Source organism: Flavobacterium aerium, assembly GCF_030766725.1.
In the GTDB taxonomy this organism is placed as follows: domain Bacteria; phylum Bacteroidota; class Bacteroidia; order Flavobacteriales; family Flavobacteriaceae; genus Flavobacterium; species Flavobacterium aerium.
In genome coordinates this window covers 89,533-110,240 of the sequence record NZ_JARQWR010000013.1, presented here as the reverse complement: position 1 = coordinate 110,240, position 20,708 = coordinate 89,533, and the positions used below count along the sequence as shown (strand labels likewise).

18 protein-coding genes are annotated in these 20,708 nt (G+C 33.4%); 6 read left to right on the top strand and 12 right to left on the bottom strand.

Annotated elements, in window-relative coordinates; translation table 11 throughout:
- Positions 1 to 52: 52 nt before the first annotated feature.
- Positions 53 to 595 (top strand): thioredoxin family protein, encoded by a 543-nt coding sequence (locus P6733_RS16535; RefSeq protein ID WP_306354062.1) that lies wholly within the window; start codon positions 53 to 55, stop codon positions 593 to 595.
- Here P6733_RS16535 and P6733_RS16530 read toward each other — a convergent pair.
- The 5 genes from P6733_RS16530 to surE form a co-directional block, all read right to left on the bottom strand.
- Positions 592 to 2,637, bottom strand: coding sequence for a ComEC/Rec2 family competence protein (locus P6733_RS16530; RefSeq protein WP_306354061.1), 2,046 nt, complete (start codon positions 2,635 to 2,637; stop codon positions 592 to 594). The two genes, P6733_RS16535 and P6733_RS16530, sit on opposite strands and share 4 nt — an antisense overlap.
- Positions 2,638 to 2,803: 166 nt before the next feature.
- The gene (locus tag P6733_RS16525; RefSeq protein WP_306354060.1) at positions 2,804 to 3,475 is read right to left on the bottom strand and encodes a C40 family peptidase; all 672 of its coding nucleotides are present in this window, start codon (positions 3,473 to 3,475) and stop codon (positions 2,804 to 2,806) included.
- Between the two features lie 237 nt (positions 3,476 to 3,712).
- Positions 3,713 to 4,831: a lipid-A-disaccharide synthase gene (lpxB, locus tag P6733_RS16520; protein ID WP_306354059.1), complete on the bottom strand. Its 1,119-nt coding sequence runs from the start codon at positions 4,829 to 4,831 to the stop codon at positions 3,713 to 3,715.
- A gap of 19 nt (positions 4,832 to 4,850) precedes the next feature.
- Positions 4,851 to 5,123, bottom strand: a complete 273-nt coding sequence (locus P6733_RS16515; protein WP_306354058.1) for a hypothetical protein — start codon at positions 5,121 to 5,123, stop codon at positions 4,851 to 4,853.
- Positions 5,110 to 5,892 (bottom strand): 5'/3'-nucleotidase SurE, encoded by a 783-nt coding sequence (surE, locus tag P6733_RS16510; protein WP_306354057.1) that lies wholly within the window; start codon positions 5,890 to 5,892, stop codon positions 5,110 to 5,112. The genes P6733_RS16515 and surE overlap by 14 nt, the downstream gene beginning before the upstream one ends.
- A gap of 253 nt (positions 5,893 to 6,145) precedes the next feature.
- Between surE and P6733_RS16505 the strand changes: the two genes are divergently transcribed.
- The 3 genes from P6733_RS16505 to P6733_RS16495 all read left to right on the top strand — a co-directional run bounded on the left by P6733_RS16505 (position 6,146) and on the right by P6733_RS16495 (position 10,350).
- On the top strand, positions 6,146 to 8,323 hold the full coding sequence (locus P6733_RS16505; protein WP_306354056.1) for a carboxy terminal-processing peptidase: 2,178 nt from the start codon (positions 6,146 to 6,148) through the stop codon (positions 8,321 to 8,323).
- Positions 8,323 to 9,432 carry an ABC transporter permease gene (locus P6733_RS16500; protein WP_306354055.1) on the top strand — a complete coding sequence of 370 codons (1,110 nt, stop codon included), beginning with the start codon at positions 8,323 to 8,325 and terminating at the stop codon, positions 9,430 to 9,432. The genes P6733_RS16505 and P6733_RS16500 overlap by 1 nt, the downstream gene beginning before the upstream one ends.
- 240 nt (positions 9,433 to 9,672) lie before the next feature.
- Positions 9,673 to 10,350, top strand: coding sequence for a DNA/RNA non-specific endonuclease (locus tag P6733_RS16495; RefSeq protein ID WP_306354090.1), 678 nt, complete (start codon positions 9,673 to 9,675; stop codon positions 10,348 to 10,350).
- A 1-nt stretch (position 10,351) separates the two neighbouring features.
- Here P6733_RS16495 and rodA read toward each other — a convergent pair whose 3' ends face one another.
- From rodA to purH, 6 genes are read right to left on the bottom strand one after another with little or no spacing between them, the layout of a single operon-like run.
- Complete coding sequence (rodA, locus tag P6733_RS16490) at positions 10,352 to 11,605, bottom strand: rod shape-determining protein RodA (RefSeq protein WP_306354054.1); 1,254 nt, start codon at positions 11,603 to 11,605, stop codon at positions 10,352 to 10,354.
- A gap of 4 nt (positions 11,606 to 11,609) precedes the next feature.
- The gene (gene mrdA / locus P6733_RS16485; protein ID WP_306354053.1) at positions 11,610 to 13,466 is read right to left on the bottom strand and encodes a penicillin-binding protein 2; all 1,857 of its coding nucleotides are present in this window, start codon (positions 13,464 to 13,466) and stop codon (positions 11,610 to 11,612) included.
- Positions 13,463 to 13,969, bottom strand: a complete 507-nt coding sequence (locus tag P6733_RS16480; protein WP_306354052.1) for a rod shape-determining protein MreD — start codon at positions 13,967 to 13,969, stop codon at positions 13,463 to 13,465. Before P6733_RS16480 ends, mrdA begins: the two co-directional genes overlap by 4 nt.
- Positions 13,962 to 14,789, bottom strand: a complete 828-nt coding sequence (gene mreC, locus P6733_RS16475) for a rod shape-determining protein MreC (protein ID WP_306354051.1) — start codon at positions 14,787 to 14,789, stop codon at positions 13,962 to 13,964. Before mreC ends, P6733_RS16480 begins: the two co-directional genes overlap by 8 nt.
- Positions 14,790 to 14,800: 11 nt before the next feature.
- Entirely contained in the window at positions 14,801 to 15,829 is a 1,029-nt protein-coding gene (locus tag P6733_RS16470) for a rod shape-determining protein (RefSeq protein WP_306354050.1), read from the bottom strand.
- A 54-nt stretch (positions 15,830 to 15,883) separates the two neighbouring features.
- The gene (gene purH / locus P6733_RS16465; protein WP_306354049.1) at positions 15,884 to 17,410 is read right to left on the bottom strand and encodes a bifunctional phosphoribosylaminoimidazolecarboxamide formyltransferase/IMP cyclohydrolase; all 1,527 of its coding nucleotides are present in this window, start codon (positions 17,408 to 17,410) and stop codon (positions 15,884 to 15,886) included.
- 458 nt (positions 17,411 to 17,868) lie between these two features.
- Here purH and P6733_RS16460 point away from each other — a divergent pair, with 458 nt between their 5' ends.
- Entirely contained in the window at positions 17,869 to 19,119 is a 1,251-nt protein-coding gene (locus P6733_RS16460) for an ABC transporter permease (RefSeq protein WP_306354048.1), read from the top strand.
- Positions 19,120 to 19,137: 18 nt separating this feature from the next.
- Positions 19,138 to 19,779 carry a WG repeat-containing protein gene (locus P6733_RS16455; protein ID WP_306354047.1) on the top strand — a complete coding sequence of 214 codons (642 nt, stop codon included), beginning with the start codon at positions 19,138 to 19,140 and terminating at the stop codon, positions 19,777 to 19,779.
- Between the two features lie 38 nt (positions 19,780 to 19,817).
- Here the strand turns inward: P6733_RS16455 and accD are convergent, their stop codons facing one another.
- Positions 19,818 to 20,672, bottom strand: coding sequence for an acetyl-CoA carboxylase, carboxyltransferase subunit beta (gene accD / locus P6733_RS16450; protein WP_306354046.1), 855 nt, complete (start codon positions 20,670 to 20,672; stop codon positions 19,818 to 19,820).
- Positions 20,673 to 20,708: the final 36 nt, after the last annotated feature.

Sequence of the window (20,708 nt, the reverse complement as noted above, 5' to 3'; positions counted from 1 at the left end):
TTATAATACACCATTTGGTGTTATTTTTGATAATCAAAAAATAAAAAACAAAATGAAAAATATAATAATAACATTATTTATTGCTTTAGGGTCAATTGCAGTTCAAGCGCAAGAGATTAAATGGATGACGTTGGATGAAGCTTTAAAAGCGCAGGAAAAGAAACCTAAAAAGATTTTTATGGACGTTTACACTGATTGGTGTGGACCATGTAAAATGTTAGATAAAAATACTTTTCAAAATAAGGATGTTGCAGACTTTATTAATAAAAACTATTATGCAGTAAAGTTCAATGCAGAAGGTAATCAAGAAGTAACATACAAAGGTAAAAAATTTGGAAACCCTTCTTATGATGCTAAGAGAACAGGAAGAAACTCAATGCATGATTTAACGCAAGCATTAAAAGTAAATGGATATCCATCAATGGTTTTCTTTGATGAAAAAGGAGAATATATTTTCCCTTTAGTTGGATATTATACTCCAACTCAAATTGAAATTTATTTGAAAGTTTTTGCAAAAGACAAACACAAAGAATTAACATCAAAAGAATTGTGGGAGAAATACCAAGCAAGCTTCAAAAATGAATTTAAAAGCTAGTTCAATTCTTTAATACTATAAAATCCCTTTTCAGCAGTAGCATGAAAAGGGATTTTTAATTTTATACAAGTTTCTTTCCATAGTGCAATAGAACTTCTATAGTTGGACGCATCAGCTACAACCATTTGAGGAGAAAGTTTTTTTAAGACACGTTCTAGATTGAATGAAGGAGATTGAGTGAGTAAAAGCACATCAGGATTAACATTGGGTGGGTAAATGCCACTTTGATCCATAATTAATACTTTCAAATTATTAAAATAAGCAACATTCTGAAGAACCTTTTGATTGTTGATTGTAGCAAAACTTGCTGTCGCATAATGCTGGGTAATCATTTCATGAAACCCTTTTGGAGGTATCGAATCTGTATAGAATACGGTAATATTATTTCCTTTCCGTTCAGTGATTAAAGTTTTTTTAGTCACATTATAGACAATCCATTCCTGTTGACTTTTTTGCGACCACTGTATGCGAATGTATAGGACTTGAAATAGGATAAGAATTATCAATCCTGTGGATAATCTTTGAAACGTTGGCCTTTTTATCCACAAAACGAATACTACAATCAAAAGATAAGAGAGGACAAGCATGGATGTATTAAAAGGGATATTTTGAATGACAAATTGATCATAAGAGGCAATCATGTGAATAATGTGATTGAGCAATGAAATACTCCATTCTAATATATAAATGAGAAAATCAAAAACCTCATTGAAGACAGCCATAATGGAAAGGACAAAGCCTAAGGGCAAGAGCAGACTCAAAAGCGGAATGATAAAGAGATTGCTGATAAAAAATAAACCCGAAAATTGATTGAAATAATAAAGTGTTAATGGTAATGTTCCAATTTGAGCGGCAAAGGAAACTGTAAGAATGTCCCGGAAATATTGTAATACTATATTTTGAGGTTTCCAGAATTTAGAAAACGTTGGCTGTAACCATAAAATAGAGAATACAGCGGTATAACTAAGTTGAAAACCAATGTCAAATAAGAAGTGAGGTTTGAAGAGAAGTATGAAAAACATGGACACCAATAGTACATGATACATATCGATGCTGCGTTTCAAATGCATTCCCACTGCAATAAAAGAAAACATTGTAACCGATCGTACCACAGATGCTGAAAGCCCGGTAAGTATTGCAAAAGCCCAAAGTGTAATTAATATTATACTTAGTTTAATCCATTGTGAAGCGGGAGTAGCGGGAAGTATTTTTAAAATAAAATTGAGGAATAACAACAAAAACCCCACATGCAGTCCTGATACGGCCAATATATGTACGGCACCAGCCGATTGATAATCCCGTAGGACTTCGGGTGATATATCTTGTTTCTGACCCAGAATCAATGCTTTTACGACGGATAAAGCCTCTTTGTCAAAACCATTATGGCTTAAATTACTAATGATACGGTGGCGAACCTTAGAAGCATAGAAAGAAATTCCTTTATCGATTTTTGTTGTAGTTTTAATATCATCTTTCGTCGTGTATAATTGACCTGAGATGGAGTTGTTTTCTAAATAGGCACCATAATCAAACTGATTTGGGTTGAGTGGTGCTTTATGTTTTTGAATTGTTGCATTGACTAACAAATTTGATCCGATAGAGAATATTGTATTCAAGCTGTCTTTACGTACATTCAAAAGAATTTTACCCGTAACTCTTTTTTGATTAATACTTTTAATATAAGCATAGTACTTCTGATAATTTCCATTTGACTTCAACTGTTCATAGATCGAAACTTCTATAATAGGCTTCTCATTATCCAAATCAATAAAATGAATATAATGCTTCGGATTATTATGATCCGTGTGTAGTATAAGAGTTGAACAACCAATGCAGAAGGCAAATAAAGACGCTGTTAGTCCAAAATAAATCTTTTGGAAGAAATCCCTGTGATAGATAAGATAGGCTAAATAGAACAATGTACAGGATAATAGGAATAGTGGTAAAATATTTCCCATGGTCAGTTTATAATAAAAAGCAAACAAAACGCCTGCTATAAATACAACTGTTATTCGAGTTAATGGAAATTGCAATACTTTCATGTATCCTAAAATACTGGAAAATAATTATTTGTAGAAAGGAATACCTGTAAAAGAATAAAAGTAGAAGTCTAGATTTAGAAAAAATTAGAACAATAGTGCTGCAAAATAAATGTCCCAATACAGTAGTAAACCATATTGGGACATTTATTATATTATGTATTGAAATTTATTGTTGTAGAACTCTATTCGCTTGAACGTAAGAGTTTTTGTAATAAGGTTCTTTCGTTGAAGAAATAATAACACCACGTTGTACTGAAGCATGAATGAATTTGATTTCATCATCATTAACTTCAACTACTAATCCTACGTGATTAATCTGTCTTTTACGACGGTTTGTTTTAAAAAATACTAAATCCCCTTTTTGAACATCATCATCATTGATTTTTACTCCTATTTGAGATTGTTCATAAGAACTACGCGGTAGCTTGATGTCAAAAGTACTGAAGGTTGTAAAAACTAAGCCAGAACAATCCATTCCAGCAGAAGTAGTTCCTCCGCCTCTGTAACGTACACCGTTATATTCAAGAGCTGTATTAATAAGTTGAGAAGCTAAGTAATTTTCATTTTCTGTATTAGCAACATAATCATCGTCATTCTCCTCGTTAATCAATCCCTTTTTGCCTTTCGATGTTTTAGTACTCTTTGAAGTATCGGTGCTTTTTACCGTTTTATTGGTATTTGTTTTAGATTTAGCAATAACCAATTTACTATCATTTGAAGTCTTGTAGATTCCTTTCTTTTCAGCTTCTCTTTTTGAAGTAATTACATTTGAAGTAGGTTTACACGCTACAAATGTTATCGTGACGAGCAGTAGGTAAAGAAAGTTTTTAAAAGTCATGTGTTGGTATTTTGGGTTTATGCTATTAATTGGAACGTTTACTTTAAGCAAATAGTATCTAAAAAAGATAATTCAATAAAAAACGCTAGTGATTTCTATATCAATGAAATGAGTAATAGAAATCGGATATAAATATTTTACGGATGTAATTTACTAAAGAGCGGTAAAAACTCAACGAAGTTTAACATTCTCTTTAGAAAATAGAACCCATCAGAAAGAAGAGAAAACAAATGATTTTTAGTTTGATTTTATATTTTTCAAAATCAATTTTGCTGTTTTCTCACTGGCGCCTTCTCCACCAAGTTTTTGCTCTAAAAGTTCATATTTAGCCAAAAGTTGGGAACGATATTCTGGCGAAAGGATTTTTTGCAATTCCGCTTTGATTCTTTTTTTATTACAATCATTTTGAATTAACTCTGTGACAACCTCCTCATCCATAATCAGATTAACTAAGGAAATATATTTTAAAGTGATGATTCTTTTGGCAATTTGGTACGATGCCCAACTTCCTTTATAACACACTACTTCCGGTACTTTAAAAAGTGCCGTTTCTAATGTTGCTGTCCCTGAGGTAACCAATGCTGCTGTAGAAACACTCAATAAATCGTAAGTTCTATTGGTGATAAAATGAATGTTTTTATTTTTTAGAAACTGCTCATAGAAAGAATATTCCTGACTTGGAGCACCTGCAATAACAAATTGATAGTCTGGAAAATCATCTACAACACTAAGCATAATGGTTAGCATTTTAGAAATTTCTTGTTTTCTGCTTCCCGGCAATAAGGCAATAATCGGAAGATCACTTAAGTTGTTATCTTTTTTGAAAACATCGTCATCCACCTTCGTACGATTGTGGATGGCATCGATTAAGGGATGCCCGACAAATTCAACAGGGAAATTATGTTTTACTTCATAGAAGTCTTTTTCAAATGGAAGAATGACATACATCTTGTCGACATCTCTTTTGATGGCGGCAATTCTATTTTCTTTCCACGCCCATATTTGAGGAGAAATATAATAATGAGTAGCAATACCTTTTTCCTTTGCCCATTTCGCAATGCGCATATTGAAACCAGGATAATCAATGAAAATGATAACATCAGGTTGAAATTCCTCAATATCAGCTTTACAGATTTTAATATTACTTAAAATAGTTTTCAGATTGAAAATCACTTCAATAAATCCCATAAAAGCGAGATCTCTATAATGTCTTACTAAAGTACCACCTACATTTTGCATTAAATCACCGCCCCAAAAGCGAATGTCAGCCGTTGGGTCCTCTTTGTACAGTGCTTTCATAAGGTTTGAACCATGTAAATCACCCGATGCTTCTCCAGCAATAATGTAGTATTTCATTTTGATCGTTCTATATAATCTACAAAAATAAGGTAACTAAAGTTAATATTATAGTAGATAATATAACTCCTCTTGCTTTCATGTCTTGTTTTTTCTGTAAAAAAATAAAAAAGAGAATTAAATTAAGAATTGCGCCCAGCGTAATAATCTTACCCAGATAGCCTTGTCCCTTCATAATTTGAATCCCATTTAGAAATCCATATTCTGTAAAAAATTCTAAGAATAAAAAAGTGCCTAAAGTTGTTGCAATAATTCCAGTAATAAAGCCTATTAATAAATCAGTTTTTTTCATTTAGTTTCCAGGTGTTAAGGTTTTGTATTACATGATGCGCTGTTAAATCAAATTGGACAGGTACTAACGATATATACCCATGTGCCAGAGCCCATTCATCTGTATCTTCTCCTTGATCCTGATTGACAAATTCTCCCGTTAACCAATAATAGTCACGGTTATGTGGTGTTTTTCTTTTGTCAAATCGCTCTACCCATGAGGCTTTTGCTTGACGACAAACTTTAATACCTTTAATTTCATCCTCTTTTAATTTTGGAAAATTGACATTCAAGACCACTCCATCAGGTAATCCATTCTCTAAAACTTCAAGCGTAATCTTTTTGATGAATGATTTAATAGCTTCAAAATCAGCATTCCAATTGTAATCCAAAAGAGAAAACCCAATGGCTGGAATTCCTTCGATACCTGCTTCAACAGCAGCACTCATCGTTCCAGAATAAATAACGTTTATCGACGAATTTGAACCATGATTAACGCCTGATACACAAAGATTTGGCTTGCGCTTCAAGATTTCATTTACGGCTAATTTTACACAATCAACTGGAGTTCCAGAACAACTGTATTCTTTAAGATGCTCGTTGTCGACTGAAATTTCATTAATATAAAGAGTGCTATTGATGGTGATGGCATGTCCCATAGCCGATTGCGGACTGTCAGGAGCTACAACTACAACATCGCCAATTTCTTTCATTACTGAAATTAAAGCTCTGATACCCGGAGCCGATATTCCATCATCATTGGTTACTAAAATCAATGGTCTTTTTTTCATTCTTGGTGTTTTAATTTACTATGGTGTTTTTAATTTTCTGGTGGATGTAGGTTCGGTATTAGATCTAAACTGAAGCCTACTTTTTTTAAGTGTTTAGGAAAACTTAAAAAAGTGAAATTTAAAAATATAATTCTTTACTTTCGCTAAAATAAGCAATTTTTACGGCAAGAACCTAATTTTGTATCTTTAACAAAAAATTATGCGCACGTTATTATTGCTACAGTAATTTTATTGTAATTTAGTTAAAAAATTGATGAATGCCATTTTAAATTTTATGAAAAGAAATTATAAAATAATACTCGTAGTTGTCGCTCTTTCTGCCGCTCTATGGAGTTTTATGCCTAGACAGCCTAAAATTGACCCTGAGAAAGATAAACTTTTAATAGAATTATTAACCTTTGTTATCCAGCGTGGACATTACGATCCTGTGCCTATTGATGACACTTTCTCAAAAGGAGTCTATAAAGATTATATCAAAGGTTTAGATCCTTCGAAACGATTTTTCTTGCAATCGGATATCGATGAATTTGCACAGTTTGAAACTTCAATTGACGATCAAATCTTAAATAAAGATTTGACCTTTTTTGACTTAACATACGATCGTTTAATCCAAAGAATGAAAGAATCTAAAAAGATTTATAAAGACATTTTGGACAAGCCTTTTGACTTTACTGTTAATGAAGATTTCAATGTGGATTATGAAAAATTACCGTATGTAAAGAATCATGATGAGTTGGTCGAAAAATGGCGTAAACAATTAAAACTTTCTGTTTTATCTTCTATTACAGATAAAATGAAGTTAGAAGAAGACAAACGCAAAGCAGATTCAACGGGGACTTATAAAGTAAAAACATTCGAAGAAGTTGAAAAAGATTCAAGAGAAACCTCATTGAAATCTTTGAATGATTATTTTGGATTCATTAACGATTTAAACCGTAATGATTGGTTTACAGTATATATAAATGCCATTGCGGAACGATTTGATCCACATACATTCTATTTCGCACCAGAAGAGAAAGAACGTTTTGATGTGAGTATGAGTGGTAAATTGGAAGGTATTGGAGCGCGTTTACAAAAGAAAAATGATTTTACAGAAATCATTGAATTAATCTCTGGTGGACCAGCATGGAGAGGAAAAGAATTGGAGCAAGGTGATGTTGTGATGAAAGTAGCCCAAGGAAAAGAAGAACCTATCGATGTGATTGGAATGCGTTTGGATGATGTTGTGAAGAAAATTAAAGGACCAAAAGGAACAGAAGTCCGATTGACCGTTAAGAAAGTTGATGGAACAATTAAAGTGATTTCAATTGTTAGAGATGTAGTTGAATTGGAAGAAACCTATGCAAAAAGTAGCATGGTGAAGAAAGATGGAAAATTATATGGTATAATTTATTTACCAAAATTCTATATTGATTTTGAAGATAAAAATAACCGTGATGCCGCGAAAGATATTGCTGTAGAGATTTCAAGATTGAAAGAGCAAGGTGTTGAAGGTATTATAATGGATATGCGTGATAATGGTGGAGGATCTTTAAAAACGGTAGTTGATATCACAGGTTTATTTATTGAAGAAGGGCCAGTTGTTCAAATCAAATCCGCAGGAAAGAAAAAAGAAGTTTTATACGATAGAGACAGTAAAGTACAATGGGATGGACCATTAGTAGTTTTGGTTAATAATTTCTCAGCATCTGCTTCTGAAATTTTTGCAGCGGCAATTCAAGATTACAAACGTGGAGTAATACTAGGTAGTAAACAAACCTATGGTAAAGGAACCGTACAAAACGTGATTGATTTAAATCAGTTTGTAAGAGGAAATGCTTTGGGTGATTTAGGCGCCTTGAAAACAACCACTCAAAAGTTCTATAGAATCAATGGAGGATCAACACAATTAAAAGGTGTTTCTAGTGATGTAGTGATGCCAGACCGTTATTCCTATATTGAAATAGGAGAACGTGATTTGGATAATGCAATGCCATGGGATAAAATCGATGCTGCACCATACAAAGCATGGGACAAGCAAAGTAATTTTAATTCAGCAATCTCAAATAGTAAAAAACGAATGGAATCAAATCCTCAGTTTAAACTAATAGATGAAAGTGCAAAATGGATTAGTAAGCGTAAAGATGAAAATTTATATAGCTTAAATTTCCAAAAATTCAAAGCAGAATTAGATCAAGTGGAAACAGAATCTAAAAAATATAAAGCAGTTTCAGATTATAAAAATAATTTGACATTCACTTCTTTACCATATGAAGTAGAATTAATGAAAAAAGATACTACTTTTGCTCAGAAGAGAGACAGATGGCATGAGAGTTTAGGGAAAGATGTATATGTAGATGAAGCATTAAATGTATTGAATGACTTACAATCAAATTCAATTTCAAAAAATAAAATAATAAAAAAAGATAAATTAGTTACAGTGAAGCCTTAATGAGTAAAGTATCACAATCATTAACAAGTTTAGCGCTCCAGAAATTCAAAAAGAATTTCTGGGGCGTTTTCAGTTTTGGCTTTATAGTGATTTTACTACTGATTTCTTTACTAGCCTATGTTTTAGCACCTGATAGTTCAGAAAATGCAAATCAAATGCATTTGTCAATTCATTCAAAATCTCCTGGATTTGAAGTCAAAATGCTTTCTATTCCCATCGATACTATTCCGCAAAAGAAAAAGCTGATGGGGTATTTCACGGGACATTCAAATTCGGTGACAGAAATTCCAATTAAAAACTTCTCTATTAAAAAGGATAGTATCGAGTACGTTGAGTATTCCGATGATGCAAGTTTGAATCTAGTGAAGCAAGTAAGTTTGAATAATTTCCCAAAAGCAGAAAATGCTGAAATTATAACATCCAAATACATAAAAAATCAACACTTCTATTTAGGAACAGATAAATATGGGAGAGACTTATTGAGCAGAATGTTAGTCGGTTCAAGAGTTTCTTTGGCAATAGGCTTTGTGGCAGTTTTTATATCATTAGTGGTAGGGATAACATTAGGAGCAATTGGAGGATACTATGGCGGTAAAGTAGATGCACTAGTCATGTGGTTGGTGAATGTGATTTGGTCAATTCCTACGCTATTGCTCGTGATTGCGATTACATTAACTTTAGGGAAAGGATTCTGGCAAGTATTTATAGCTGTAGGATTAACCATGTGGGTAGAAGTAGCCAGAGTAGTAAGAGGACAAGTGATAAGCTTAAAAGAAATGCAGTTTGTTACGGCAGCCCGTGCTTTAGGATTTACAAATTTCAGAATTATATTCAATCATATCCTTCCAAATATCATGGCGCCCATAATTGTGATTTCTGCTGCCAATTTTGCTTCAGCGATATTAGTAGAAAGTGGTTTGAGCTTTTTAGGGTTGGGTGCACAACCACCTATTCCGAGTTGGGGAAGTATGATTAAAGATCATTATAGTTATATTATTCTTGGAAAACCATATTTAGCGATGGTGCCAGGTTTATCCATTATGTTTTTAGTATTAGCCTTTATGATGGTAGGTAATGCGTTAAGAGATGCATTAGATGTAAAAGCATAAAATACATTTCTTCGAAAGTAAATAGTAATCATTTTAATAATTATTCTATTGAGAACTGGAAAATCAAATACAAATAATAAAGTCAAATTATATGCTGCGATTGCGGTAGCCGTCTTGACTTTGGTAAGTCTGTACTGTAAACGTGAAACAACAAAAGATACACCAGTTGTAGAACAGAAAGCAGATGAAAAAGAAAATATAACAGTTCGTGCTGAGAAGCCTGTACAAAGCCATGGTGCTATGGCTAGTTTTCTGCCGACTACAACGACAAATCAGATTGTAGAGCATGAAGGATATACTTTGTCCTATTCAGAAGATTATGAGCAAGCAGAATGGGTTGCTTACGAATTGAAAAAGGAAGAACTGAAAAATAACAATTATAAACGTCCCTTTTTTATTCAGGATCCTAAAGTCAAAACAGAATCGGCTGATTGGAGAAATTATAAAAAATCAGGGTATGATAAAGGACATCTTTGTCCTGCTGCCGATAGAGAGTATTCCAGAACGACTTACGATGAAACTTTTTACACGTCCAATATTTCCCCTCAATTATCAAACTTTAATGCTGGTGTTTGGAATAGACTAGAGCAAAAAATCAGATATTGGTCCTCAAAGTATGATGGGGTTTATGTTGTGACTGGTGGAGTTTTATCCAAAGATTTAAAAACGATTGGTAGAGAGAAAGTAGCGGTGCCTAATTACTTCTATAAGGTGCTTCTAAACGAGAATAATGGAAAGTATAAGATGATTGCTTTTCTTGTACCTCATGAAGACAGTAACAAGCCTTTATATGAATTTGTTGTTAGCGTAGATTCTATAGAGAAAATGACTGGAATAGATTTCTTTCCCGAATTACCAGATGATATTGAAAATAGATTAGAAAAGGCTGTAGATTATAAAGAATGGAGTTTTAGATAAACTACCATTCATTTACTTTATTTGCATCCATTTTTATAAAAATAAACAACAATATCGTAAACGCCCATAATCCAGATCCTCCATAGGAGAAGAAGGGTAATGGTACTCCGATTGTTGGGAATATACCAGATACCATGGCAATATTGACAGCGAAGTGTATAAAGAGTATCGAAGCAACACAGTAGCCGTAGACACGACTAAATTTGGTCTTCTGATTCTCGGCAAGGTATATAATCCGTAGAATTAAGGTTACAAATAATGCAATCACAGCAAGTGATCCTGCAAATCCCCATTCTTCTCCCACTGTTGTGAAAATATAATCGGTATGTTGTTCCGGGACGAAATCTCCTTTCGTTTGTGTTCCTTCTAGGAATCCTTTTCCCGTCCAACCACCGGATCCAATAGCAATCTCAGATTGATTAGTATTATATCCTGCTCCTTTTAAATCTACTTTTTTGCCCAATAATACGTTAATACGATCTTGTTGATGTGCCTGTAAGTGGTCAAATACATAATCTACGGAGAATACAAAGGCTGACATTACAACAAATAAGATAACGGTTAGAATTGGATTTCTAAAAGGTTTTCTTGTTCTGAAATAAACAAGCAAAGTGATTAAAAGTATCGCTAGTATGATAAATACAGGTTCAAAAATCAGGGAGGCAATAAACAATAGTATGGCTATAAATCCAACCCATAAATAAAAAATAGGCAATCCCTCTCGGTACAATACGAATACGAAAATAAAGAAGATCATAGCACTACCAGCATCGGGCTGACCTAAGATCAATAAGATGGGAAGACCGATTACTACAAATGCTTTTATTTGGTCATTCAGTTTTGACAAGTTGACCTGTACATCACTTAAATATTTTGCTAGCGCTAGCGCTGTAGCTGCTTTGGCAAACTCTGAAGGTTGTATACTGAAACTACCAAATACATACCAGTTTGTCTGCCCTTTAATTGTTTTACCAAATATAAATAAACCAGCTAGTGCTACTAGTGCTACACCATAGATTACACTGGCAAAGCGTTCGTAAAATTTTCCGTCAAGCGCTAAAATGAAGAAGACTAATGGAATACAAAGGATAATTAAAATCAGTTGTTTTCCATAAATCTGTGAAAAATCAAATACAGAAGTTTGTTCTAATGGTAGCGAAGCAGAATAGATATTAACCCATCCTAATATTACTAAAGTAATATAAATGAGTATAGATATCCAGTCGATATTGTTCGTTACACTTTGATTTTTCATGTATTTATTTGTTTATAGAAAAAGGTTGTCCACTAACTTCTTTAGCGTATTCATTTTGAAGACTACCTTCAAACATTCTTTTTTCTAAGTCGGTTCTTGTAATAGTACCTTTTAGGTATTTTTCAATCATTAAACTAGCAATAGGCCCTGCCCAACGTGCTCCCCAATATCCATTGTCTACAAAAACTGCAATAGCGATTTTTGGATCGTCTTTTGGTGCGAAGGCAACAAATATAGAGTGGTCAGTAAGCTGTGTTCTTTTACCATTAATCTTCGTGAAGTTCTCAGCAGTTCCTGTTTTACCACAAATATCAATTCCTTCTACTTTTAAGCGAGAGGCGGTACCAATGTTATACACATCAAATAAACCTGAAATAACAGGTTTAAAGTACTGTTTGTCTACGGTAGTAGTATGTTTCGTTGTGAATTTTTTATCAATAGTATGACCTTCAATTTTTTTGATGATGTGAGGGGTGAAGTAATAACCTTCATTCGCTACAGTTGCCATCATATTGGCTAATTGAATAGGTGTCATCAATACCTCACCTTGCCCAATGGAGTTAGAGATGATTGTTGTACTTCTCCATCCACCATTAGGGTAATAACGGTCATAGAATTTTGATGTTGGAATATGACCTTTTCTTCCAGGAGGAAGATCATAGCCTAAAAACTCACCTAAGCCAAAACTCTTTAAGTGACTACTCCATGCATTCACACCATAAGCGGGTTTTGGGTACTTCTCAATAGTTTTTTTATAAACGTTTGCAAAATATGTATTACAAGATTTATAGATTCCCTGATGAAGGTTAAACGCACCTGCATCGTGACATTTCATAAACGCACCTCTACCATAACTAAATCCATGGTGACACACGAAAGTTGTATTCTCATCAATAACTTCTTCTTGAAGACCAATTAAACCGGTTAAGATTTTGAAAGGAGATCCAGGAGGATATTCGGCTAATAAACCACGATCAAAAAGTGGTTTTGCAATCGAGTCATTGTATAATTTAGTGTAATTTCTAGAACGTTCACGCCCTACAAGAATAGCTGGATCATAAGATGGAGCCGTAACTAAGGCTAGAATTTCCCCTGTTTTAGGTTCTATAGCCACAATTCCACCACGTTTATTAATCATTAAAGCTTCTCCGTATTTTTGAAGTTCAATATCCAGTGTTAGATTAATATCTTCACCTTGTTTTGCAATTGTATCGTAAATTCCATTCTTGTATGCCCCTATTTCTCTGTTGAAACGATCACGTTGAATGTATTTTACCCCTTTTACTCCACGTAATGCTTCTTCATAGGTTTGCTCAACCCCTTGCATACCAATTAAATCGCCACTTTTGTAGTAGGAATTGTTTTTGATATTGTTGTCGGTAACCTGAGTGATATAACCAAAAACATTGGCAGCAACGTTTACTTGATAATCACGTAGCGATCTCTTTTGGATATAGAACCCTTCAAATTTTCGGATTTTTTCCTGAAAGGCTGCATATTCCTTTTTATTCAATTGCGGTAGAAAAACAGAAGGTAAACGGGGACTCCATTTTCTAGCCTTATCTATTAATCGATCAAAATCAGGTTTGGTGATATTTAGTAATTCACAAAATTTAAGAGTATCAATTTTTTTGATATCTTTTGGAATTACCATAACATCGTAAGAAGGTTGATTTGCGACTAATAATTTACCCGTTCTATCATAGATGTATCCTCTTTCTGGATAATCATATTTGATTTTGATGGCATTATTCTCTGATTTAATTTTAAAAGAATCATCTAAAATCTGTAGAAAGAAAAGTCTTGCCAAAATCAATAGCGTTGCAATTAATACTAATGAAGGGAGCATTAATTTTCTCATCTTTTAGTGGGCTTAAAAATATAAATAATTACAATACAGAGTATAACAGTAAATATAGTTGATAATACGGTTCTTAATAGGATATCTAATATTAAATTAAATCTAAAAATCTCTAATAAGAATAATATCATATGATGCGTAATAACTGAAATCAGAATGAATGAAAACCGTTCGGGTGTTAGCTTGTCATTGATTTTTACAGTTTGATATTCATAACTAATACCAAAAGAAAATTTTAAAAACATAGGGCGCATATAAGCGAGTATCACACAAGCTGTAGCATGCACACCACCAGAATTACAAAACATATCCATGATGATACCTAAGGCAAAACTAGAAAGTAATAATCCAGATTTGTTAGCATTCACTGGATAAAGAATGATGAATAATATATACGGATACGGATTAACATAACCCAGAAGATTAATGTTATTGAAAATAACAACTTGGGCTGCTAGTAAAAAAACAAACCGGATACTATTTAGAATAAGAGTATTATTCATGTGTTACTGTTTCTTTCTCAAGTTCAATAATTTCTTTTCGATCTTTATTCTCAATGATATATACATGCCCAATGCTCGTCATGTCATTAATCAATCGGACATTTAGAGTGTAATAATTGGTTTCCTTATCAATATATATTTTATCAATAGTTCCAATTGGAATATTCTCAGGGAAAATTTCAGAAATTCCACCCGTAACTACAGTATCTCCTTTGCGTACAGAAGCTAGTCTTGGTACATCAATTAATTGAACAAATCCAGTACTTTTTGCATTCCAAACTAATGATCCAAAATGATTGGACTTTTTAATTTTTGCATTAATCTGCGATTTAGTGTTCAATATACTAATTACGGTAGAATAATTCTTAGATGTTTTCTCAATAATCCCCACAATCCCTAAGCTATTGATAACGCCCATGTCTGGTTTAATACCATCTGCTTCACCACCTTTGATTGTGATGTAGTTTTCTGGAACCGAATACGAATTGTGAATAACTTTAGATTGGATAACTTTGATTTTATCAGGACCAACAAGGCTGTCTTTAGTCATTACATCAGTGGAGTCTTTCTTATTGTAAAGTAAGCTTCTCAATTGAGCATTTTCTAAAGCCAGTTGATTGTTTTGATCTTTTAAGCGTAAGTATTCCGTTACAGCATTAATTTGAGTATATACTGTTCCCGTTAAACTATTAGCAGAACTAACGGCCTTACTCCTGTGATAAGAGTGTGACTGTACTGTTAGGACTAATGAGGTACCCAAAAGCAGCAAAAACAGTAACTTATTACTGTTTTTAAAAATAAAATTCAATATTTGCTGCATGAACTATGCTATTATTTTATAAGAATACTTTTGAATTTTTGAATGTTCTTAAGTGCCATCCCAGTACCACGAACTACTGCTCTTAATGGATCTTCGGCAATGTAAACAGGTAAATCTGTTTTTTGAGAAATACGCTTGTCCAAACCTCTTAACATTGATCCTCCACCTGCTAAATAAATACCAGTATTGTAAATATCGGCAGCTAATTCTGGTGGTGTTTGGGACAAGGTTTCCATTACAGCATCTTCAATTCGTTGGATAGATTTGTCTAATGCTTTTGCAATTTCTCTGAATGAAACTTCTACTTGTTTTGGTTTTCCTGTTAACAAGTCACGACCCTGTACAGACATATCGTCTGGTGGTGTTTCTAAATCTTCAGTGGCAGCACCAATAGTGATTTTGATTTTCTCAGCAGTACTTTCTCCAACAAATAAATTGTGTTGTGTACGCATATAGTAAACGATATCATTAGTGAAAACATCACCTGCAATTTTTACAGATTTGTCACATACAATACCACCTAAAGCGATAACAGCAATTTCTGTTGTACCACCTCCGATATCTACAATCATATTACCTTTTGGTTGCATGATGTCGATTCCGATACCAATGGCAGCTGCCATTGGTTCGTGAATCAAATATACTTCTTTACCATTTACACGCTCACAAGACTCTTTTACAGCTCTCATTTCCACTTCGGTAATACCAGAAGGGATACAAACAACCATACGCAATGCAGGAGTAAATAGTTTTTTCTTTAATGCTGGAATACTTTTTATAAACATGCTGATCATCTTTTCAGATGCATCAAAGTCGGCAATAACACCGTCTTTCAGCGGCCTTATCGTTTTTATGTTTTCATGAGTTTTACCTTGCATCATGTTGGCCTCTTTACCAACAGCAATTATTTTACCGGATACTCTATCACGAGCAACTATAGATGGACTGTCGATCACAACTTTGTCATTGTGAATGATTAGCGTATTAGCGGTACCAAGGTCTATCGCAATATCCTCGGTCATGAAATCAAAAAATCCCATAAGTCGTTTAAGGGTTTAAAATGTTTATATTAATATCGTGCAAAGTTAATCAAATTAATGTTTAAAATGACGTACGCCAGTAAATACCATAGCAACTTTATTTTCATTGCAATAATTAATACTTAATTCGTCTTTTATCGATCCACCTGGCTGAATTACAGCGCTAATTCCTGCATGATGTGCAATTTCTACACAGTCAGGAAAAGGGAAAAAAGCATCACTTGCCATTACCGCACCGTTTAAATCGAAATTAAATGAATTAGCTTTTTCAATTGCGTGTCTTAATGCATCTACTCGAGAAGTTTGACCTGTTCCTGATGCAAAGAGTTGTTTGTCTTTGGCAAAAACGATAGTGTTAGACTTCGTGTGTTTACAAATTTTTGAAGCAAATAGTAAATCCTCAATTTGTTTGTCAGTGGGTACTGTAGTAGTAACGTTTGTTAAATGCTCTTTATTGTCAGTAATGTTATCTTTATCTTGAACTAAAAGTCCATTCAAGCAAGTTCGTACTTGTTTAGTCGGTAAATCGATTTGGTTTTGTACCAAAATGATTCTGTTTTTCTTTTCTTCTAGAATCGTAATTGCTTCTGTATCATAAGCTGGAGCAATAACAACTTCACAGAATAATTGATTTATTTCTTTTGCTGTTTCTGCATCAATCTTACCATTAGCAATTAGAACACCTCCAAAAGCAGAAGTTGGGTCACCAGCTAAAGCATCAAGGTAGGCTTCTTTCATTGTGCTTCTTGTGGCAATACCACAAGCATTGTTGTGTTTTAAAATAGCGAATGTTGGTTCGTCATTTTTAAATTCTTGCATCAAATTAACAGCTGCATCAACATCTAATAAATTGTTGTATGATAATTCTTTACCGTGTACTTTTTTGAAAATAGCATCAAAGTCCCCAAAGAAAAATCCTTTTTGATGCGGGTTTTCTCCGTAACGTAGGATTTGACCACCAGCAACACTTTCTTTGTAGATTGTTTCATCAGTATTGAAGTAATTGAAGATGGCACTATCGTAATGAGAAGATACATGAAAAGCTTTGGTTGCTAATAATTTTCTATCGCTTAATGTAGTTGCTCCATTTTGATTTGTAATCATTTCTAATAACAAACTGTATTGGTCTACTGAAGCTACACAAACGGTGTCTTTAAAGTTTTTTGCAGCAGCTCGGATTAATGAGATACCACCAATGTCAATTTTTTCAATAATATCAGCTTCTGAAGCACCAGATGAAACTGTTTTTTCAAAAGGATATAAATCAACAATAACTAAATCAATCTGTGGGATATTATATTCCTGCATTTGTTGAATATCACCTTCATGATCCTGACGGTTTAAGATTCCTCCAAATACTTTTGGATGTAAAGTTTTTACTCGACCTCCTAAAATTGAAGGGTATGAAGTTACATCTTCTACAGGAACAACGGGTATGCCCAAGTCATTAATAAATTGCTCTGTACCTCCAGTGGAATAAATAATAACATTTTGTTCATGTAGTTTTCTAACGATAGGCTCTAAACCATCTTTAGAAAAAACAGAAATTAATGCTGATTTGATTGTTTTAGTTGTGTTCATTGTGTTGTTTGAATTAAAATGCAAAAGTAGTTATTTCGACTTTAACATTCAAAGTCTTTTTTAAAGTAATTGTTTAAATAGCAGCGTTTAATACATCTTTTTTTTGAAAAGTGTATAATGCCATTTTTAGCAGTAATATTCACTGTTTTTTGATAGTGGATATTGGGTGCAAATGCATAAACAAGGTTGTTTTGGATTAAGCGATAAATTGATGTCGACTAAATTTGTTTTTAACAAAAAGAGCAGGTAAAATGAAGTGAAATAGTGTAAACGTAATGAATTTAGGAATGGAGCTTTTTGAAGCTAAAGTAGAGTGTCTTTTTATGTTGAATTTAAGACAGAATGTAGAAATGGATTGTTTTTTAGAATAATTAGAATTAAGGCTTAATAATTCGTGATTCAATTGTAGGTTTTTGCTAAATTTTTGTTGAATTTTACCATTATTCAAAAATAGCTTTATGGTTGTTTATCTTCGGTTATTGAAAGAGAGTTTAGGATTTGCGTGGAATGCTTTGCGAAATAATAAGCTTCGTACATTATTGTCGTTGTTAGGAGTTACCATTGGTATATTCTCTATTATTGCTGTGCTTGCAGCGGTAGATTCTCTAGATCGAAAAATTAAGAAAGACTTGAGTAGTTTGGATAAAAACACAATTTATTTGATGCGTTTTTCTTTTGGTCCTTCGGATATTCCACAATGGAAGAGGGAGCAATTTCCAGATGTGACTTATGAAGAGTATCAATATTTAAGAAGAAATTTATCAGATGCAGATAAATTGACTTTTCAATTGTTTACTCGATCTGAAAATATAAAATATGAAACAAAAACGGTAAGCTCTGTAAAAATTGTTCCTACGACATTTGAATATCAAGATATACAAGCATTAGAACTTGAAAAAGGACGCTTCTTTAATGAATCAGAATCAAATTCGGGTACACCATTGATTGTATTGGGTTATGAAGTGGCCAATGGCCTTTTTGAACAAACAGATCCTATTGGAAAAAAAATAAGATTATACGGTCAGCGATTTACTGTTATTGGGGTATTGAAAAAACAAGGAGCAGGAATGTTTGGTGATAGTAATGACACCACTGCCTTTTTGCCTGTAAACTTTTTAAGAAAATTGTATGGAGATAATAGTGATATGCTGACTCCTGCAATAATGATAAAGCCTAAAAAAGGTATTGATATGGATGCTTTTAAAGGCGAACTCACGCAAAAACTCAGAAACTTTAGAGGAATGAAAACAGAACAGATTGATAATTTCTTTATTAATGTGTTATCAGGTTTTACGGATTTAATCGATGGGATTATTGTACAGATGAATATGATGGGATGGATTATCAGTGGATTTTCCTTGCTCGTTGGAGGATTTGGTATTGCTAATATTATGTTTGTTTCGGTCAAGGAACGTACCAATCTGATTGGTATTCAAAAATCACTAGGAGCAAAAAACCGATTTATATTATTTCAGTTTTTGTTTGAAGCTATTATATTATGTGTTATTGGTGGAATAGTTGGATTGTTGTTTGTTTGGGGTATTTCTGTTATTGTAACTCAAGTGTTTGAATTTGATTTCGTATTGGGTGTTGGGAATATCATTATTGGAATTTCTTTGGCGGCCTTTATTGGTTTGATATCAGGGATATTGCCAGCAATATCCGCTTCAAAATTAGATCCAGTGGAAGCAATTAGAACAGGAATGTAGGAATATAAAAATGATATAATGAAATGGACTAATGGGATAATAAGAGCTATGATATGGAGTTTGTTTTTATGCACCTTCATACTGTCGGCACAAAGTCAGAAAGAGGATTATTGGATCTCTTATATTGATTCCTTGTCAGGAAATGAATTATACGGATATAAAAATAGAGCAGGAGAGATAAAGATAGTCGCTAAGTACATTATAATCGGTACAGATACGCTTCATACTGCTGCATTCGTTTTGAGTAATAATAAATGGGTGATGATCGATAAACAAGAAAAGGTATTGCTTGAACCTTTTATATATGATAATGGACCTGATTACACAGTGGAGGGCTTATTTCGGTATGTAGAAAATAATAAAATAGGTTTTGCAAATGAAAAAGGAGAGAAGGTAATTCCAGCACAATTTGATTTTGCCTTTTATTTTTCCGAAGGTTTAGCTGCTTTTAGCGTTGGAGGAGAAAAAGTAATGGATTCAGGTGGTGAACATTGGTTTTGGGGAGGAGGCACATGGGGTTACGTTAATGCCAAAGGAAAAATTGTAATTCCACCAAAATATGATTATGCTCATGAGTTTAGAGATGGTACAGCAGAAGTACAGTTGAATGGAGAAGGAGTACAGATTGATAAAAAAGGAAATGTTCTTAAATCGCAATAAAAAAGAGGCTATTGAATTTCAATAGCCTCTTTTTAGTTTTATCTTACTTTTTGATTTAGAATAAGATCTAAATACAAGTTGATTTTATCTTTCAATTCTTTTCTTGGTGTAATGAAATCTAAGAAACCGTGTTCTAAAACGAACTCTGCAGTTTGGAAACCATCTGGTAAATCTTTTCCGGTAGTATCTTTTACAACACGAGGTCCGGCAAAACCAATTAATGCTCCTGGTTCAGAGATGTTAACATCTCCTAACATTGCGTAAGAAGCTGTTGTTCCACCCGTTGTAGGGTCAGTACATAATGAAATATATGGAATCTGTGCATCAGCCAATTGTGCTAATTTTGCCGATGTTTTTGCTAATTGCATTAAAGAATAAGCCGCTTCCATCATACGTGCACCACCTGATTTAGAAATCATTACAAAAGGAATTTTGTTTTTGATAGAATAATCAATTCCTCTAGCAATTTTTTCCCCTACTACAGCTCCCATAGATCCACCAATAAAGGCAAAATCCATACAACATACAACAAGGTCTTTTCCTTTAGATTTTCCAACTCCTGTACGTACAGCGTCTTTTAGTTTTGTTTTCTCCATTGCATCCTTCAAACGGTCAGAATACTTTTTAGTATCAACGAATTTTAAAGGGTCTTTAGAAGTCATATTTTTATCTAATTCTTTAAACTCATTGTTATCGAATAAGATTTCAAAATATTCCTGACTACCAATTCTTACATGGTATCCATCTTCTGGACTTACATAATAGTTTCGTGCTAATTCAGCAGCATCTATTACTTTTCCAGTAGGAGATTTATACCAAAGTCCTTTTGGAACGTCTTTTTTATCTTCGGTTGCGGTTTGAATTCCTTTTTCTGTTCTTTTAAACCAAGCCATAATTATTGGGTATTAGTGTGGTGTTGGGTAGTGTGT

Excerpts from the sequence above, each read along its gene's own strand:
- P6733_RS16535 (WP_306354062.1), top strand. The coding sequence starts at position 53 with ATGAAAAATATAATAATAACATTATTTATTGCTTTAGGGTCAATTGCA.
- P6733_RS16530 (WP_306354061.1), bottom strand. The coding sequence starts at position 2,637 with ATGAAAGTATTGCAATTTCCATTAACTCGAATAACAGTTGTATTTATA.
- P6733_RS16525 (WP_306354060.1), bottom strand. The coding sequence starts at position 3,475 with ATGACTTTTAAAAACTTTCTTTACCTACTGCTCGTCACGATAACATTT.
- lpxB (WP_306354059.1), bottom strand. The coding sequence starts at position 4,831 with ATGAAATACTACATTATTGCTGGAGAAGCATCGGGTGATTTACATGGT.
- P6733_RS16515 (WP_306354058.1), bottom strand. The coding sequence starts at position 5,123 with ATGAAAAAAACTGATTTATTAATAGGCTTTATTACTGGAATTATTGCA.
- surE (WP_306354057.1), bottom strand. The coding sequence starts at position 5,892 with ATGAAAAAAAGACCATTGATTTTAGTAACCAATGATGATGGAATATCG.
- P6733_RS16505 (WP_306354056.1), top strand. The coding sequence starts at position 6,146 with ATGAATGCCATTTTAAATTTTATGAAAAGAAATTATAAAATAATACTC.
- P6733_RS16500 (WP_306354055.1), top strand. The coding sequence starts at position 8,323 with ATGAGTAAAGTATCACAATCATTAACAAGTTTAGCGCTCCAGAAATTC.
- P6733_RS16495 (WP_306354090.1), top strand. The coding sequence starts at position 9,673 with ATGGCTAGTTTTCTGCCGACTACAACGACAAATCAGATTGTAGAGCAT.
- rodA (WP_306354054.1), bottom strand. The coding sequence starts at position 11,605 with ATGAAAAATCAAAGTGTAACGAACAATATCGACTGGATATCTATACTC.
- mrdA (WP_306354053.1), bottom strand. The coding sequence starts at position 13,466 with ATGAGAAAATTAATGCTCCCTTCATTAGTATTAATTGCAACGCTATTG.
- P6733_RS16480 (WP_306354052.1), bottom strand. The coding sequence starts at position 13,969 with ATGAATAATACTCTTATTCTAAATAGTATCCGGTTTGTTTTTTTACTA.
- mreC (WP_306354051.1), bottom strand. The coding sequence starts at position 14,789 with ATGCAGCAAATATTGAATTTTATTTTTAAAAACAGTAATAAGTTACTG.
- P6733_RS16470 (WP_306354050.1), bottom strand. The coding sequence starts at position 15,829 with ATGGGATTTTTTGATTTCATGACCGAGGATATTGCGATAGACCTTGGT.
- purH (WP_306354049.1), bottom strand. The coding sequence starts at position 17,410 with ATGAACACAACTAAAACAATCAAATCAGCATTAATTTCTGTTTTTTCT.
- P6733_RS16460 (WP_306354048.1), top strand. The coding sequence starts at position 17,869 with ATGGTTGTTTATCTTCGGTTATTGAAAGAGAGTTTAGGATTTGCGTGG.
- P6733_RS16455 (WP_306354047.1), top strand. The coding sequence starts at position 19,138 with ATGAAATGGACTAATGGGATAATAAGAGCTATGATATGGAGTTTGTTT.
- accD (WP_306354046.1), bottom strand. The coding sequence starts at position 20,672 with ATGGCTTGGTTTAAAAGAACAGAAAAAGGAATTCAAACCGCAACCGAA.